This is a genomic window from Sinorhizobium fredii NGR234, assembly GCF_000018545.1.
GTDB lineage: Bacteria > Pseudomonadota > Alphaproteobacteria > Rhizobiales > Rhizobiaceae > Sinorhizobium > Sinorhizobium fredii_A.
Window position 1 is genome coordinate 2,029,998 of record NC_012587.1, and the last position, 15,357, is coordinate 2,045,354.

Below are 15,357 nucleotides of genomic sequence, written 5' to 3' on the forward strand. Positions count from 1 at the left end.
CATACAGAGTGCTCGCTGCTACGGCGACCCCACAATGTTTCGAGGTACCCAAACAGCTATAACGCAAGCACGGGTTATGTGCGTCAAGTTCGGCAAAAAGGGGCGGCCATGGCCTGGTCATGTGGCGTAGCGATGGGAGTGCGTCCATGACGACAATCGATAACGGCAACGATCGCTTCTACCGCGACAACGCCGCCGCCTATGCAGGCCGCGCTCGCCGGACGCCTGCATCACGGCTGGACAAGTTCCTCGCAAGGTTGAACCCCGGCGCCTCCGTGCTGGAGCTTGGCTGCGGCGGTGGCCAGGACAGCGCCTATATGATTGCCCGCGGCTTTGATGTTACTCCGTCGGACGGATCGCCGGAAATGGCCGCCGAAGCCGCACGCCTGCTCGCGCGGCCGGTTGAGGTGATCCGCTTCGAGGAACTCTGCTGGCGCGCGCGCTTCGACGGCATTTGGGCGGAGGCCTGCCTGCTGCATGTGCCGCGCAACGCTCTTCCCGATGTGCTCGCCCGCATCGTCCTCGCCTTGAAAGCCGGCGGCATGCTGCAGGCAAGTTTCAAAGCCGGCGACATCGAAGGCCACGACGCTTTCGGCCGCTACTACAACTACCCCTCGCGCGACTGGCTGCGGCAGCAGTTCGAGGCGACGGGTTGGATCGGCGTCGAAATCGAAGAGATCGATGGCAGCGGTTATGATGGCAAACCGACCCGCTGGCTGCATGTGGCGGCCACGAAGCCCGACAATTGACTTCGCTGGGCCGAGACCTAGGTAACGGGCGGTCCTCCCCCCAAACCAGTGAGAAAGCCATGCACCACAGAACTCTTGGCCGCACCGGCCTGCGTATCTCCGAAATCGGCTACGGCGCCTGGGGCATCGGCAACAGCGGCTGGCAAGGCGCAAGCGACGAGGAATCCGCCAGAGCCTTGAACCGGGCGATCGATCTCGGACTGAACTTCATCGACACCGGGCTCGGCTACGGCGACGGCCATAGCGAAAGACTGATCGGCAAATTGCTGCGTGAGCGCTCGGAGACGATCCACGTCTCGACCAAGATACCGCCGAAGAACCGGATATGGCCGGCCCGTGCGGGCACGCCGGTCGAGGACGGTTTCCCCGCCGATCACGTCATCGCCTGCACCGAAACGAGCCTGCGCAATCTCGGCGTCGACACCATCGACGTCCAGCAGTTCCACGTCTGGTCGGACGAATGGGTGGGGCGCGGCGACTGGCTGGAGGCCGTCGAGCGGCTGAAACGCGATGGCAAGATCCGCTTCTTCGGCGTCTCGATCAACGACTACGAGCCCCACAATGCCCTAACAGGCTGCTGAAAAAGCCCTGGCGCTTGGGTTGGATCAATGATTCCCTGCGGTTGCAACAGAGGGGACTGATTTGCATGCGCGGTGGGGACGACCGAACGGGATCACTGTTTTCCTATGTCGACCTTGAGGCACGGGTTCCGGCCAGTCACCCGCTTCGGGTGATGCGCGCGCTGGTGAACGCTTCGCTTGTGGCGCTGGATGGGTCGTTCGCGGCGCTCTATGCGAAGAGGGGTCGCCCATCGATTGCTCCGGAACGGATGCTGCGGGCAGTGCTGTTGCAGATGCTCTATTCGATCCGCTCCGAGCGTCAGTTGATGGAACGGCTGGAGTTCGACCTGTTGTTCCGCTGGTTCGTGGGCCTTGGGATCGACGATGCGGTGTGGGATGCCTCGACGTTTTCGAAGAACCGGGACCGGCTGCTGACGACTAAGATCGCGCAGGGCTTCCTGTCGGCGCTGCTTTCGCAGCCGGCGGTGAAGAAGCTCCTGAGCGCCGAGCATTTCTCGGTCGACGGCACGATGTTGAAGGCGTTCGCCTCGATGAAGAGCTTCCGGGCCAAGGATGGCCCAAAGGGCGACAATGACCAGCCACCGGCAGACGGCCGGAACGGCGAGCGCGACTTCCGCAAGGAGAAGCGCTCGAACGAGACGCATGCCTCGACGACCGACCCGGACGCGCGGCTTTACCGCAAGGGCAATGGTCAGGAGAGCCGGCTGGCCTATCTGGGGCACGCGCTGATGGAGAACCGCAACGGCCTGGCGGTCGCCGGCATGGTGACGCATGCGACCGGCACCGCCGAGCGGGAAGCGGCCACCGAACTGAGTGCGGACCTTGCCGAAGGCGCGACGCTTTGCGGCGACAAGGGCTACGACGCGGAAGCGTTCGTCGAGGGGCTGAAGGACCGCAAAATCGTGCCGCATGTGGCGATCAACGGCACGGTGAGCAAGACCGGCAAGGTGCGCAAGACGGCAGTGCCGCCGCAGGTCGCGCAAAGTCCCGGCTATGCGATCAGCCTGCGCTGCCGCAAGCGGATCGAGGAAATCTTCGGCTGGATCAAGACGACGGCCGGCTTCACCCAACTCAAGGTCCGCGGACTGGACAAGGTGAAGGCGGCCTTCACCTTCGCCCTTGCCGCCTACAACATCGTTCGTCTTCCGAAATTGCTCGGCTCGACGGGAGAAGTGTGCCTTGAGGGAGGCAAATAGGCCAATATGACCGGAAAACCTGCCTTGACCGGCCTGTTTCCTGCCGATACCCGCCAAAAAACCGCGCCCACCGCAGTATCTTGCGGTAACGCAACACGATTTTCAGCAGCCTGCTAAAGCTCATCGAAAGCGGCGTGGTCGACAGCGTCCAGGTGATTTACAACGTCTTCGAGCAGGCGCCCGAAGAACAGCTGTTCCCGGCCTGCGAAGTGTACAAGGTCGGCGTGATCGTCCGCGTCGCGCTCGACGAAGGCGGCCTGACCGGCCAGATTCGCGCCGACACGATGTTCCCGGAAGGCGACTTCCGGCAGAACTACTTCCGCGGTGACCGGAAGCGCCAAGTCGAGGAGCACACGCGAAAAATCGTCGAGGATCTGGCGATTGCTCCCGATGCGCTCGCCGAGACGGCGCTCCGCTTCGTCCTCAGCCACCCGGCCGTCTCGACCGTCATCCCCGGCATGCGCTCGGTCCGCAACGTCGAGCGCAACTGCGCCATCGGCGACGGGCGCGGGTTGCCGCAAGAGCAGCGCGAGAAACTGCGCGCCCATAGATGGCCGCGCAACTTCTATCGGGACTAACTTGTCCTGTCCAAGGAACTGAACCGCCCCTCGGCGGTTGGACCCGGTGCATCGCACGAAGCGATGGTACTGGAGGTTTCATATGTTGAAGAAAATGTTGGTTGCAGCCGCGATAGCCGCGGCGTTCGGCTCCCCTGCATTCGCACAGGCGGATATTGTCTGTGACCAGGCGGGCATGACGAAGCTCGAAACGGACGTAGGCCAGATTACTGACTCCGGACGCAAGGAGATGGCGCAGAAAGAGCTCGCCATGGCCAAGGAAGCACTGACCGCCAATGACCAGGACAAGTGCAAGACCCATATGACAAATGCCATGAAGGGCAAAGACCCGATGTGAAGCGGTCAGGTCCGCGTCGCCTCGTCGCCTCTCGGCCACTTCCCCTCACATAAAATGAGAAGCCGAGGCACTGGCCCCGGCTTCCTCTAGCCCTTGGGAGGTAAGGCTCAGTTCTTCGCCTTGTCGACCAGCTTGTTCTTGCCGATCCAGGGCATCATGCCACGCAGCTTGGCGCCGACTTCCTCGATCTGATGGGCGTCGTTGACGCGGCGGATACCCTTGAAGCGGGCCGCACCCGAACGATACTCCTGCATCCATTCCGAGGTGAACTTGCCGGTCTGGATGTCCTTGAGGACGCGCTTCATCTCGGCCTTGGTCTCGTCCGTGATGATGCGCGGGCCGGTAACGTATTCGCCCCACTCGGCCGTGTTGGAGATCGAGTAGTTCATGTTGGCGATGCCGCCTTCATAGATCAGGTCGACGATCAGCTTCACTTCGTGCAGGCACTCGAAATAGGCCATTTCCGGTGCGTAGCCGGCCTCGACCAGCGTCTCGAAACCGGCGCGAATGAGCTCGACCAGACCACCGCAAAGAACGACCTGCTCGCCGAAGAGGTCGGTTTCGCACTCTTCCTTGAAGTTGGTTTCGATGATGCCGGAGCGGCCGCCGCCGACGCCGCAGGCGTAGGAGAGCGCAAGATCAAGGGCGTTGCCGGAAGCGTTCTGGTGAACGGCAACGAGGCACGGAACGCCGCCGCCCTTCTGGTATTCGCCGCGAACCGTGTGGCCCGGACCCTTCGGCGCGATCATGACGACGTCGACGGATGCCTTCGGCTCGATCAGGCCGAAATGGACGTTGAGGCCGTGCGCGAAGGCGATCGCCGCGCCGTCACGGATGTTGCCGGCAATCTCGGCCTTGTAGATGTCGGCCTGCAGTTCGTCCGGGGTCGCCATCATCATCAGGTCGGCCCAGGCGGCAGCTTCGGCAACCGTCATCACCTTGAAGCCGTCGGCTTCGGCCTTCTTCGCCGTAGCCGAGCCGGACTTCAGCGCGATGGCGACGTTCTGTGCGCCGGAATCCTTGAGGTTCAGCGCATGGGCGCGGCCCTGCGAACCATAGCCGATGATGGCGACCTTCTTCGACTTGATGAGGTTGAGATCGGCATCACGATCGTAATAGACGCGCATTGAACTTTCCTTCCCTTTGCTTGTCCGTTTCCCTTTGACGGCCCAGATGGGACCGCCGTTACGCTTTTCCGCCATAGAGGGTGAGAAAGGCGTCGACCGCCCGCTCCGCCCTGCGGCCGAAATTCTTCTGCAGGCCTCTCGGGTCCTCGCCGAGCAGCATGCGCAAATGCCAGTCGGAGACGACGAGCCCGTAGAGCGCGCCATAGGCCTCCTCCGCATCGCCGAAGGCGAGAAGCCCCGCCTTTCGGCCCGCCTCGAGCAGCGCCCCTGCCCTGCGGCCGATCTGCCGGCGCCCGCGCTCCTCGAGCAACCGGCCGAGCTTGGAGCCCTCACGGCTTGCCTGGCCGATCGCCAATCGGTTGAGCGCCAGCGACACGTCGCCGGCAAGCACATCCAGCAGGTCCTTGGCGAAGGCGACAAGATGCGCCCGGAGGCTCGCCTCGTCCAGCGCCTCAGCCGAAACGTCGAGCGTCCGGACCTTGCTCGCCTGGAAGGCGATCATCGCCGAAAGCAGCCCGTCGCGATCGCCGAACCACTTGTAGAGGCTCTCCTTCGAGCAACTCGCCGCACGCGCCACGCCCGCGGTCGTCAGCGCCTTCTCGCCGCCGTCGACGAGGAGCCGCAGTGCCTGTTCCAGAACGGCACCCTGACGATCCGTCAGGCCGCTTCCGGTACCGGTCTGCTTCATCGTTTCGACGCCTAGCACTTCGTTGTCGCTCCATCAGTACCGTACGGTACGGTTCGCCACTTCTATTCAGGTGATGCCGGAACGTCAAGCCGGATTCCGCCGATAAAATGTACTGCGTGATCAAAGGTCGTCGGGAATCGCCTCTTGGGTAGCGGCGACTCCGACCGCCAGTAGCAGCAATGATTACCAAAATATAATGATCCCGCCGCTGTTCCCTCGCCCCGTTCGCCCTTATTTTGAAAGGAGAATATCCGAGGGAGGGAAGCCACTGAGCCGATGAGCAAGACAGCGAAGACGATCAGACAGGAAGCGCCGGCTGCGGCGCCGAATGTCACCCTGATGCCGAGCCCTGCCGCGCCCGCCCGCCGCAGGCGACGCTGGCGCCTGCGGATCGCCGTGCCGGTCCTCGTCGCCGTGCTCGGCGCCGGTTACTATGCTTGGAGCCGGTACGGCGCGCAGCCAGAGACCGCGATGATCACGCAAGTGGTTATGCGCGGCGACATCGAGGACAGCGTCACCGCCGTCGGTACACTCGACGCGATCAAATCCGTCGATGCCGGCGCGCAGGTCTCCGGCCAGTTGAAATCGCTGCATGTGGAGATCGGCGACAAGGTCGCGGCGAACCAGCTCGTTGCCGAAATCGATCCCGCCTCGATCGAGAACAGGATCGAGATCGACCAGGCGGAACTGGCCAACCTCGAGGCCCAGCTCGTCTCGAAGAAGGCCCAGCTCGTGCTGAAGGAAGCGAATATCGAGCGGCAGCGCAGCCTCGTCGCGACGAAGAGCGTTTCCCAATCGACCCTCGACCAGGCGATTGCCGACCACACCGCCGCCCAGGCCGAGGTGCAGGCGATCGAGGCGCAGATCCGCAAGCAGAAGGCGACGCTCGCCGGCGACAAGGTCGATCTCGGCTACACCAAGATCTATGCGCCGATGGCCGGCACGATCGTCGCCAATCCGGCCAAGGAAGGCCAGACGCTCAACGCCAACCAGACGACGCCGACGATCGTCACCATCGCCGATCTGTCGACGATGACCGTCAAGGCCCAGGTTTCGGAGGCCGACGTCGGCAAGCTGAAGATCGGCATGGACGCCTATTTCACCCTGCTCGGCCAGCCGGGCAAGCGCTTTAACGGCAAGCTGCGGCAGATCCAGCCGATGCCTGACACGGAAAACAACGTCGTCCTCTATTACGCGCTCTTCGACGTTCCCAATCCGACCGGCGAACTGATGATGTCGATGAGCGCCCAGGTCTTCTTCGTCGAGGCGGCCGCCAAGGACGTGCTAGTCGTGCCCAGTGCCGCGATCCGCACGCCGCGCGGCAACGGCGCTGGCAAACCCCAAACGGAGGTCACCGTGCTGACCCCGTCCGGCGCCACCGAAACCCGCGCGGTCGAGGTCGGCATCCGCAACCGCGTCAGCGCCGAGATCGTCAGCGGCCTGAAGGAGGGCGAAAGCGTCGTCGTCGATTCGAGTTCGGGCTCCTCCGGAACCAGCCAGCGCAACACACGCAGCCGCGGCATGCGCATGCCGCCGATGTTCTGAAGACGCCGATGCAATCCCTCATCGCGCTCAAGGATGTCAGCAAGACCTATTTCAACGGCGACCTCGCCGTGGAGGTCCTGCATGACATCTCGCTCGATATCGAGGCGGGCGAATTCGTCGCGATCATCGGCCAGTCCGGCTCCGGCAAGTCGACCTTGATGAACATTCTCGGCTGTCTCGACCAGCCGACCTCGGGCGAATACCTGATCGACGGCGAAAGGGTCTCCTGCTTCGACGCCGACGAACTTGCCGCATTGCGCCGGCGCACGTTCGGATTCGTCTTCCAGGCCTATAACCTGATCCCGACCGCAAGCGCCCAGGAGAATGTCGAGGTACCGGCAGTCTATGCCGGCGTGCCGGCACATAACCGGCACGAGCGCGCCGAGGCGCTGCTGAAATCGCTCAATCTCGGTGAGCGGCTCGACCACCGGCCGAGCCAGCTATCCGGCGGGCAGCAGCAGCGCGTTTCGATTGCCCGCGCCCTGATGAACGGCGGCCGCGTCATTCTCGCCGACGAACCCACCGGCGCGCTCGACAGCCAGAGCGGTCGGGAGGTGATGGCACTTCTGCGCGAAATGAACGAGAACGGCCACACGATCATCGTCATCACCCATTCGCGCGAGGTTGCAGAACAGGCCGACCGGCTGATCGAGATCCGCGACGGCCGGATCATCGCCGACCGCGCCAAAAAGGGCCGGAGCAATCCGGAGGCCGCTTTCGGCCTGGCCCAGCGCACCCGCGAGGGGCTTGCGGCGATCGCCGACGTCTCGGAAGCGGTCAAGATGGCGATGCGGGCGCTGCGCGCAAACCTCTTCCGGACGATCCTGACGCTGCTCGGCATCATCATCGGCGTCGGCTCCGTCGTCGCCATGCTGGCGATCGGCACCGGCGCGCAGGATTCGGTGCTGAGCCGCATCTCCTCGATGGGCTCGGATCTCCTGCTGGTGCGCCCGAGCATGGCCAATTTCCGCGGCAGCGCCGGCGGCAGCAACGTCACGCTGGTACCGGCGGATGCCGACGCCATCCTCGAATTGCCGAACGTCGCCTTCGCCGTTCCTGAAATGACGAGCACTGTGACGCTTCGGCGCGGCAATATCGACTATCAGACCACCGCCAATGGAACCGTGCCGCAATTCGTGGAAGCAAAATCCTGGCCCGTCGGACGCGGTGAATTCATCAACAGCGACGATATGGAGGGCTACGCGCCGGTCACAGTCCTCGGACAAACCGTGGTCAAGACGCTCTTCCCCGACGGCTCCGACCCGATCGGCCAATATGTGCTCGTCAACAAGATTCCCTTCCAGGTGATCGGCGTGATGAGCGAGATGGGCGCGAGCGCCGGCGGCAACGATCAGGACGACGTCGTGCTGGTGCCACTGACCACGGGCAGCATGCGCATTTTCGGCCAGCGCAACATCCGTACCATCACCGTCGAGGTGAAGGACCCTTCCGCCATCGACCTCACGCAGGAAAAAATCCAGGCACTCCTCAACGAACGCCACAAGAAGGAGGACACGCAGATCACCAACATGTCCTCGGTCCGTGAGGCCTTTACCGAGACGTCAAACACGATGAAGCTGTTCCTGGGTTCGGTGGCAGCGATTTCGCTGCTCGTTGGCGGCATCGGGGTAATGAACATCATGCTGGTAAGCGTCAGCGAGCGCACCCGCGAAATCGGCGTGCGCATGGCGACCGGCGCCCGCCGCCGCGACATTCTTGTGCAGTTCATTGTCGAGGCGCTCGTGGTGTCCGCCATCGGCGGCGCGGTCGGCATTGTCGCCGGCCTCGGCACGGCCTATGTCGCCCGCACGTTCGGCATGCCGGTCAGCTTCACCGCCGGTCCCGTAGGGCTTGCGTTTGGCTGCGCCTTCCTGACCGGGCTGCTCTTTGGCTACCTGCCAGCCCGCAATGCCTCACGGCTACAGCCCGCCGTTGCCTTGAGCGCCGACTAGATCACGATGGGTCTGATCGACCCAAGATCATAAAAATGAACGATTCCAAAAGGTAAGAGCGGGAGGCGGCGCCGTAGGTCGGAGTCCCTCGCCGCTGCCCGCAGGCCCTCAAACCGGACGGAGCACTTCAGATCGCCTCCGCTCCGCCGATGCGCTCCCAGCGACTGCCGTTCGACTGCGACTGCCGCGCAAAATAATCGTAAGGGGTGCGTGACCAATCGCGCACGGAATTGGTCATGTTGTCGAGCACAAGGTCGCCCTCGCTCGTGCGGACCGTCAGCACCGTGTGGCCGGCGCCGTGATAGCGGGCGACAGTCAGAAGCAGCGCTGATGCGGGCCAGCCGCGCTTTAATAGCTCACGCTTCTTCAGGATGGCGAAGTCCTCGCAGTCTCCATAACCCGCCGGCACCCGCCAGTCGTCATCCTTGCCAACATTGGCAATGTCGCTGCGTTCCCTGATGCGCGCGTTGACGGCTCGGTTGACTTGCTGCAACTCGCTGGCCTTGTCGGGTCGAAGCGCGACGGTTTTTGCCCCGCCCTTGGTGCTGCACAACTTGGGTTCGCGCGTGCAAAACGACGCGAAAGCCGGCGGGGCAAATGCCTTGCCGCCAATCTTCATGGTTGTACCCGCATGAGCGGCCACCGGGGCCGCAATCAGCAACAAACAGACATGCGCGATCAAGCGTTTCACAAACGTCCCCCTTCAACGGCGAGCGCAAAACCCCCACTCCGACGTAGAGTCTAGCTAATAAGGATTAACGCAGACTTGATTAAGCCGAAATGGGGCAAGGATATGGCAAGGCTACCAATAATTCGTAAATTGACCCATGCCCAGTTATAGGAAAACTATTGAATAGTTTCTTAAGTTTTATTGTGCCGGAGTATTTCTATGCAAAGAATTGGTAAAATATCTCCTAAAATAATTCTCTTACTCTCCACCGCATCAATAGCAGCCGTGATCGTAGCAATGGACGCTAACGCAGTAGAGCGCCGGCGCATGACTGCGGCTCAATGCGGTCCCCTTACGGAAGACAACTTTGCATCGTGCTGCGCCGCAATAAATCGTTCGAAGATTCTCACCCGCGCACAGATCAGCATGTGCCCTCCTCTGTCGACTGCGGCCATTGGCAAGAGCACGCGCCGAGATGATCGCAGTGACGGCGCCAGCCACGGCGACGGCAAGGACGGCTCCGGCAGTGGCGGCTCCGCCGGCTCAGGCGGCGGTGGCGGCGGCTCTACCGGCGGCGGTGGCGGCTCGGGTGGCGGCGGCTCTACCGGCGGCGGTACTGGCGGCAGTGGTGGCGGCTCCGGTGGTAGTGGCGGGTCAGGCGGCAGTGGCGGCTCAAGTGGCGGCGGCTCCACCGGCGGCGGCGGCTCTGGCGGTAGTGGCGGTACTGGCGGCAGTGGTGGCGGCTCCGGTGGTAGTGGCGGGTCAGGCGGCAGCGGCGGCTCGAGTGGCGGCGGCTCCACCGGCGGCGGCGGCTCTGGCGGTAGTGGCGGTTCGGGTGGCGGTGGGTCCACCGGTGGCAGCGGCGGCTCCAGCGGTGGCTCCGGCGGTGACGGTGGTTCCGGCGGTGGTGGCGGCTCCGGTGGTAGCGGTGGCTCCAGCGGCGGCGGCGGCTCTGGCGGCAGCGGCGGCTCCGGCGGTGACGGCGGCTCTGGCGGCGGCGGCTCCAGCGGCAGCGGCAGCGGTGGCTCCGGCGGTGACGGTGGCTCCGGCGGCGGTGGCTCCAGCGGTGGCGGCAGCTCCGGCGGCTCCGGCGGCAGCGGCGGCTCCGGCGGTGACTCCGGCGGCAGCGGCGGCGGCTCAGGCGGCAGCGGCGGCTCCAGTGGCGGTGGCGGCTCCGGCGGCAGCGGTGGCTCCGGCGGTAGCGGCGGCTCCAGCGGCGGCGGCGGCTCCAGTGGCGGCGGTGGCTCCAGTGGCGGCGGCGGCTCCAGCGGCGGCGGCGGCTCCAGCGGCGGCGGTGGCTCAGATGGCAGCGGCGGCTCCGGCGGCAGCGGTGGCTCCGGCGGTAGCGGCGGCTCCAGCGGCGGCGGCTCCAGCGGCGGCGGCTCCAGCGGCGGCTCCGGTGGCGGCGGTGGCTCCAGCGGCGGCGGTGGCTCCGGTGGTAGCGGCGCCTCCAGTGGCGGCGGCGGCTCCAGCGGCGGCGGTGGCTCCAGTGGCGGCGGCGGCTCCAGCGGCGGTGGCTCCGGTGGTAGCGGCGGCTCCGGTGGCGGTGGCGGCTCCAGCGGCGGCGGTGGCTCCGGTGGTAGCGGCGGCTCCAGTGGCGGTGGCGGCTCCAGCGGCGGTGGCTCTGGCGGCGGTGGTAGCGGTGGCTCCAGTGGCGGCGGCGGCTCCAGCGGCGGTGGCTCTGGCGGCGGTGGCGGCTCCGGTGGCTCAGGCGGCGGCGGCTCCGGCGGCTCCAGCGGTGGCGGCGGCAGCGGTGGCTCCGGTGGTAGCGGCGGCTCCAGTGGCGGCGGTGGCTCCGGTGGTAGCGGTGGCTCCAGTGGCGGCGGCGGCTCCAGCGGCGGCGGCTCCGGCGGCGGTGGCGGCTCCAGTGGCGGCGGTGGCTCCAGCGGCGGCGGCTCCGGCGGCGGTGGCTCCAGCGGCGGTGGCGGCAGCGGCGGGTCTGGCGGCAGTGGCGGCAATAATGGAAATGGCAACGGCGGTGGCGACGGGACCCCGGGCAGTTCCGGTAAAAGCGACGACACTCGCTAAGGAGCGTTCGCGCTCTACAGCGCGGGTGGCATCCAGACCCTGCGGGCCGCGCCTACGGTACGGCGTGACGGAGCAGGTATAGAGACCAACGATCGGCAAAGGGCGGGTTCCGGCGGGACCCGCCCTTCATCGTCGGGAGAAACGGCGTCATTTCGCCGGGCATCCGTGACAACCTTTCAGCAACCCCTCGATCCGATAATGCCCCCGCAATTGAGGATCGAATCGGATGGCCAAGGGAAATTCCACGCGACGCAGGCGCAGCACGAGGTCGAAAGACGGCCGGGGCGGAATGACACCCTGGTATTTCGCCGCCATTATCCTGGTCGGCGGCATTGTTGGCTACGACCATCGGGAACAGCTCGGGAACTGGCTGAACAAGCGAGAAATCGCGGAACTGTCCTCAACGCCCGGGACGAAGCCGGAGACGAAGTCAAAGGCGACGAGCGTCACACCGCGTCCGAAGGAGCATACGAGTTCCATTGCAACGAATCGTGCGTTGATCCCACCGGCACCCGTCGGGAGGCCGATGCAACAGCCGCCGGTGCGGCTTGCTTCAATTCCCGCAGGGCACAACACGTTCTTCTTCTGCGGCATTCGCCACGACAACTGCGTGATTGACGGCGATACGTTCCTCTTCAACGGAGAAAGGATCCTGATCGCCGATATCGACGCGCCCGAGACGAAGCACGCAAAGTGCGATGCGGAGCGGTCGCGCGGCTCCCATGCGAAGGCGAGACTGCGCGAGTTGCTGAACGCGGGCAAATTCACGCTGGTCGCTTCGGCGGAGGGCTTCACCGACGAAGAGGCGGGCAAACCGCGCGTGGTGGTGAGAGGCGGCAGGTCGCTGGGCGACATTCTGGTGTCCGAGGGGCTGGTGAGAAAGCGCGCCAGCCGGCCCTCAAGCTGGTGCAGTCAATCGGCGCGCGCCTCGGGCTGACCGATCGCAGCCGCTGCAGCTCAATCGAACCGCGCGTGATCGACGAGGACTTCGGCAATCACGCGCCGCGACTTCTCGACCTCGAGCCGATCGGTGCCCGGCATCTCGGCCGCGACGATCAGCGCCTTCCACAGCGTCCAGCCACGGCCACGCGCCCAGGTTCCCCTGTCGAGCGGAAGTGCCTCGCGAAACGCCTCGCGGCTCTCGCCGTCGAACATCGTCCAGGCGATCGACAGATCGCAGGCTGGGTCGCCGACACCGGACGTGCCGAAATCGATCACAGCGCCCAGACGGCCGTTTTCGACGAGGAGATTGCCGGAACTCACATCGCCATGGAACCAGACCGGCTCTCCCATCCACTTGGCGGCAAGCGCTGCATCCCAAACGGAACGCGCTAAGTCCGTATCGATCCGGCCCTCGAGTGCCGCAAGGGCCCAGCGCGTTTCATGCTCGTACACGGTCAGCGGACCGCCGCGGAAGAAATTATGCTGGCCCGGTAGCGGCCCGCCATCGGCGTTTGTAGCCTGCAGCGCGGCCAGGAACTCGGCAAGCGCCACCGCAAAGACGCTCCTATCGGTGATCGGAGCATGTGTCGCAATCTCGCCCTTTCGCCATTGGTAGATCGACCAATGCCAGGGATAGCCCTCGCCCGGTCGCCCCATCGCCATTGGCGCAGGAATAGGCAGTGGCAGATGCGGCGCCAGCCGCGGCAACCAGCGCTGCTCCTTCTCGACCTGGAGGGCATAGGATGCGGCGCTCGGCAGGCGAACCGCCAAGTCATCACCGAGATGAAAGGTCCTGTTGTCCCAACCACCATGCCGAACCGGCCGCACCGGCAGGTCCGTCCATTGCGGAAATTGCTTCGCAATCAGCCGCCTGACGAGCGATACGTCGATTTCGATCTTGTCAGAGGAGGCGGCCATCGAACCTTGTCGCTGCATAGCGCAATAGGTTGCGTGGAAAGCCACCAATTTGCAACCAGCGCGGCTAGTCCTCTCTTCGCTGGGCTTCCTTTTGCGTAATGAGTCGCGCGCTGTGCTGGCCGCTTAGATAAATCCACAACCAACTCCAGGCGACCGCAAACCGGCTGCGGGTACCGATCAGGAAGTAGATATGGGCGATGCCCCAGATCCACCAGGCAAGCCCTCCCTTCAATTTGATCCGGCCGAAGTCGATGATCGCGGCGCGCTTGCCGATGGTGGCGAGACTTCCCTGGTGGCGGTAGCGGAAGGGACCGGGCGCCGGCTGCCCGTCGAGACGGGCGCGGATCACCCGGGCCACATAGGCGCCCTGCTGCTTGGCAGCGGGCGCGATGCCCGGCACCGGCGCACCATTCTCCTGCTTGATCAACGCCGTGTCGCCGATCACGAAGGCATCCGGGTTGTCCGGCGCGGTAAGATCCTGATCGACCATGGCACGGCCTGCGCGATCAGCGTCGATCCCGAGCCATTTTGCGGCCGGGGAAGCCTGAACACCGGCCGCCCACACGAGCGTGCAGCTGGCAACGAAGCTATCGCCGATCCTCACGCCGCCCGCCGTGCAATCCGTTACCGGCGTGCCGGTGCGCACTTCCACGCCGAGCTTCCCAAGCTCGGCCATCGCATAGGCGGAAAGCTCTTCGGCGAAGGCCGGCAGAATGCGCGGTCCCGCTTCGACAAGTATCACGCGCGCCTGGCGCGTATCGATGCGGCGGAACTCGTCCGGCAAGGTTCGGTGCGCCATTTCGGCGATGATGCCGGCAAGTTCCACACCCGTCGGACCCGCCCCGATAATCGTGAAGGTCAACAGCGCATCGCGCCTGGCGGGGTCCTCCTCGCTCTCGGCCTGCTCGAATGCGAGCAACACGCGCCGGCGAATGGTCGTCGCATCCTCGAGCGTCTTCAGTCCCGGCGCCACGTGGGCCCATTCATCGTGGCCGAAATAAGCATGCGTCGCACCGGTCGCGAGCACCAGAGTGTCGTAGGGAATTGCCCGGCCACTCGCGAGCGTGACTGCCTTCGCCGCTCTATCGATGCCCTGCACCTCGCCGAGCAGCGTCGTCACCTCCGGGCGGTCGCGGTAAAGATGGCGGATCGGCCAGGCGATCTCGGAGGTCGCCAGAATGGTGGTCGCGACCTGATAGAGCAGCGGTTGAAAGAGGTGGTGATTGCGCCGATCGATGAGGGTGATGCGGACCGGCGCGCCCTTCAGATCATGGACAAGTTGCAGCCCGCCGAAGCCGCCGCCCACGACCACCACGTGATGTTTCTCCTGCATGGCTGCTGCCTCGTTCGCTGAATAGACACCGCGTCGGCAGCCTTCGCTCCGGCGCCGACGCTTGCAAGGCGCAATGCCGCGCCGTAGACGTCATTCGGCGTACCGGACCGGAACCGCCGTCCCGCTTTTCAGGACTTCCATGGAGATCGAGGCCGTAACGTCGAAAAGCTCCACCTTACGCACGATCTGCTTGTAGACCATGTCATATTGCTCGACTCGCGGCAGGACAACCTTGACGATATAGTCGTAGTTGCCGGTCAACCGGTGCGCCTCGACGATTTCGGGAATGTCGCTGATCGCTCGCCGGAACGTCTCGATCCACTCATCGGAGTGATGTGCCGTCTTGATGAGCGCGAAGACCGTCGTGGGTACGCCCATCTTTTCTCGGTCGAGAACGACGATGCGTCTGGCCACATAGCCCCCCTCTTCCAGCCGCTGGATGCGACGCGAACAGGCCGACAGGGAAAGGTTCACCCGCTCGGCAAGATCGCCCATCGCAACGCTCGCATCTTCCTGCAGAAGTGTGAGAAGTTTACGGTCCCTTTCGTCCAGCACGCCCTTTACTCCTCACCCAACGCCACAGCGACGCCTGAAATTTGCATGAACTGAACAAGCGACGCAAAAAACTCTTGAGATTTTCTTCTTAGATAGCCCTCAAAGCAAACAAATCCAACCCGACTCGGGTCATAATCTTACCGCTGGAACGAGATCGG

15 protein-coding genes are annotated in these 15,357 nt (G+C 64.5%); 9 read left to right on the top strand and 6 right to left on the bottom strand.

Going from position 1 to position 15,357, the window contains the following annotated elements; all coding sequences use genetic code 11:
- The first annotated feature begins 146 nt into the window (after nt 1-146).
- The 5 genes from NGR_RS21065 to NGR_RS21085 all read left to right on the top strand — a co-directional run bounded on the left by NGR_RS21065 (nt 147) and on the right by NGR_RS21085 (nt 3,441).
- Entirely contained in the window at nt 147-749 is a 603-nt protein-coding gene (locus tag NGR_RS21065) for a class I SAM-dependent methyltransferase (protein ID WP_012708498.1), read from the top strand.
- A 59-nt stretch (nt 750-808) separates the two neighbouring features.
- Nucleotides 809-1,330 carry an aldo/keto reductase gene (locus NGR_RS21070; protein WP_012708499.1) on the top strand — a complete coding sequence of 174 codons (522 nt, stop codon included), beginning with the start codon at nt 809-811 and terminating at the stop codon, nt 1,328-1,330.
- 65 nt (nt 1,331-1,395) lie between these two features.
- Nucleotides 1,396-2,526: an IS5-like element ISRsp5 family transposase gene (locus NGR_RS21075; protein WP_012708500.1), complete on the top strand. Its 1,131-nt coding sequence runs from the start codon at nt 1,396-1,398 to the stop codon at nt 2,524-2,526.
- A 134-nt stretch (nt 2,527-2,660) separates the two neighbouring features.
- Entirely contained in the window at nt 2,661-3,104 is a 444-nt protein-coding gene (locus NGR_RS21080) for an aldo/keto reductase (protein ID WP_240545157.1), read from the top strand.
- 82 nt (nt 3,105-3,186) lie between these two features.
- A complete protein-coding gene (locus NGR_RS21085) occupies nt 3,187-3,441 on the top strand; it encodes a hypothetical protein (protein ID WP_012708502.1) in 255 nt (84 codons plus the stop codon).
- A 107-nt stretch (nt 3,442-3,548) separates the two neighbouring features.
- Here the strand turns inward: NGR_RS21085 and ilvC are convergent, their stop codons facing one another.
- Both ilvC and NGR_RS21095 read right to left on the bottom strand, forming a co-directional pair.
- Nucleotides 3,549-4,568 carry a ketol-acid reductoisomerase gene (ilvC, locus tag NGR_RS21090; RefSeq protein ID WP_012708503.1) on the bottom strand — a complete coding sequence of 340 codons (1,020 nt, stop codon included), beginning with the start codon at nt 4,566-4,568 and terminating at the stop codon, nt 3,549-3,551.
- Between the two features lie 58 nt (nt 4,569-4,626).
- The gene (locus NGR_RS21095; protein ID WP_012708504.1) at nt 4,627-5,256 is read right to left on the bottom strand and encodes a TetR/AcrR family transcriptional regulator C-terminal domain-containing protein; all 630 of its coding nucleotides are present in this window, start codon (nt 5,254-5,256) and stop codon (nt 4,627-4,629) included.
- Nucleotides 5,257-5,532: 276 nt separating this feature from the next.
- Here NGR_RS21095 and macA point away from each other — a divergent pair, with 276 nt between their 5' ends.
- Together macA and NGR_RS21105 are read left to right on the top strand one after the other, a co-directional pair.
- On the top strand, nt 5,533-6,801 hold the full coding sequence (gene macA, locus NGR_RS21100; protein ID WP_012708505.1) for a macrolide transporter subunit MacA: 1,269 nt from the start codon (nt 5,533-5,535) through the stop codon (nt 6,799-6,801).
- An 8-nt stretch (nt 6,802-6,809) separates the two neighbouring features.
- Nucleotides 6,810-8,753 carry a MacB family efflux pump subunit gene (locus NGR_RS21105; RefSeq protein WP_012708506.1) on the top strand — a complete coding sequence of 648 codons (1,944 nt, stop codon included), beginning with the start codon at nt 6,810-6,812 and terminating at the stop codon, nt 8,751-8,753.
- A 127-nt stretch (nt 8,754-8,880) separates the two neighbouring features.
- On the opposite strand, the gene NGR_RS21110 is transcribed toward NGR_RS21105, so the two are convergent.
- Complete coding sequence (locus NGR_RS21110; protein WP_012708507.1) at nt 8,881-9,444, bottom strand: transglutaminase-like cysteine peptidase; 564 nt, start codon at nt 9,442-9,444, stop codon at nt 8,881-8,883.
- 198 nt (nt 9,445-9,642) lie between these two features.
- Here NGR_RS21110 and NGR_RS33670 point away from each other — a divergent pair, with 198 nt between their 5' ends.
- A complete protein-coding gene (locus NGR_RS33670; RefSeq protein WP_164924386.1) occupies nt 9,643-11,451 on the top strand; it encodes a hypothetical protein in 1,809 nt (602 codons plus the stop codon).
- Between the two features lie 226 nt (nt 11,452-11,677).
- Nucleotides 11,678-12,388, top strand: a complete 711-nt coding sequence (locus NGR_RS21120) for a thermonuclease family protein (RefSeq protein ID WP_012708508.1) — start codon at nt 11,678-11,680, stop codon at nt 12,386-12,388.
- Nucleotides 12,389-12,408: 20 nt separating this feature from the next.
- Here the strand turns inward: NGR_RS21120 and NGR_RS21125 are convergent, their stop codons facing one another.
- The 3 genes from NGR_RS21125 to NGR_RS21135 all read right to left on the bottom strand — a co-directional run bounded on the left by NGR_RS21125 (nt 12,409) and on the right by NGR_RS21135 (nt 15,199).
- On the bottom strand, nt 12,409-13,311 hold the full coding sequence (locus NGR_RS21125; RefSeq protein ID WP_164924387.1) for an aminoglycoside phosphotransferase family protein: 903 nt from the start codon (nt 13,309-13,311) through the stop codon (nt 12,409-12,411).
- A gap of 64 nt (nt 13,312-13,375) precedes the next feature.
- Entirely contained in the window at nt 13,376-14,644 is a 1,269-nt protein-coding gene (locus NGR_RS21130) for an NAD(P)/FAD-dependent oxidoreductase (RefSeq protein WP_012708510.1), read from the bottom strand.
- 90 nt (nt 14,645-14,734) lie between these two features.
- Entirely contained in the window at nt 14,735-15,199 is a 465-nt protein-coding gene (locus NGR_RS21135) for an Lrp/AsnC family transcriptional regulator (RefSeq protein WP_012708511.1), read from the bottom strand.
- Nucleotides 15,200-15,357: the final 158 nt, after the last annotated feature.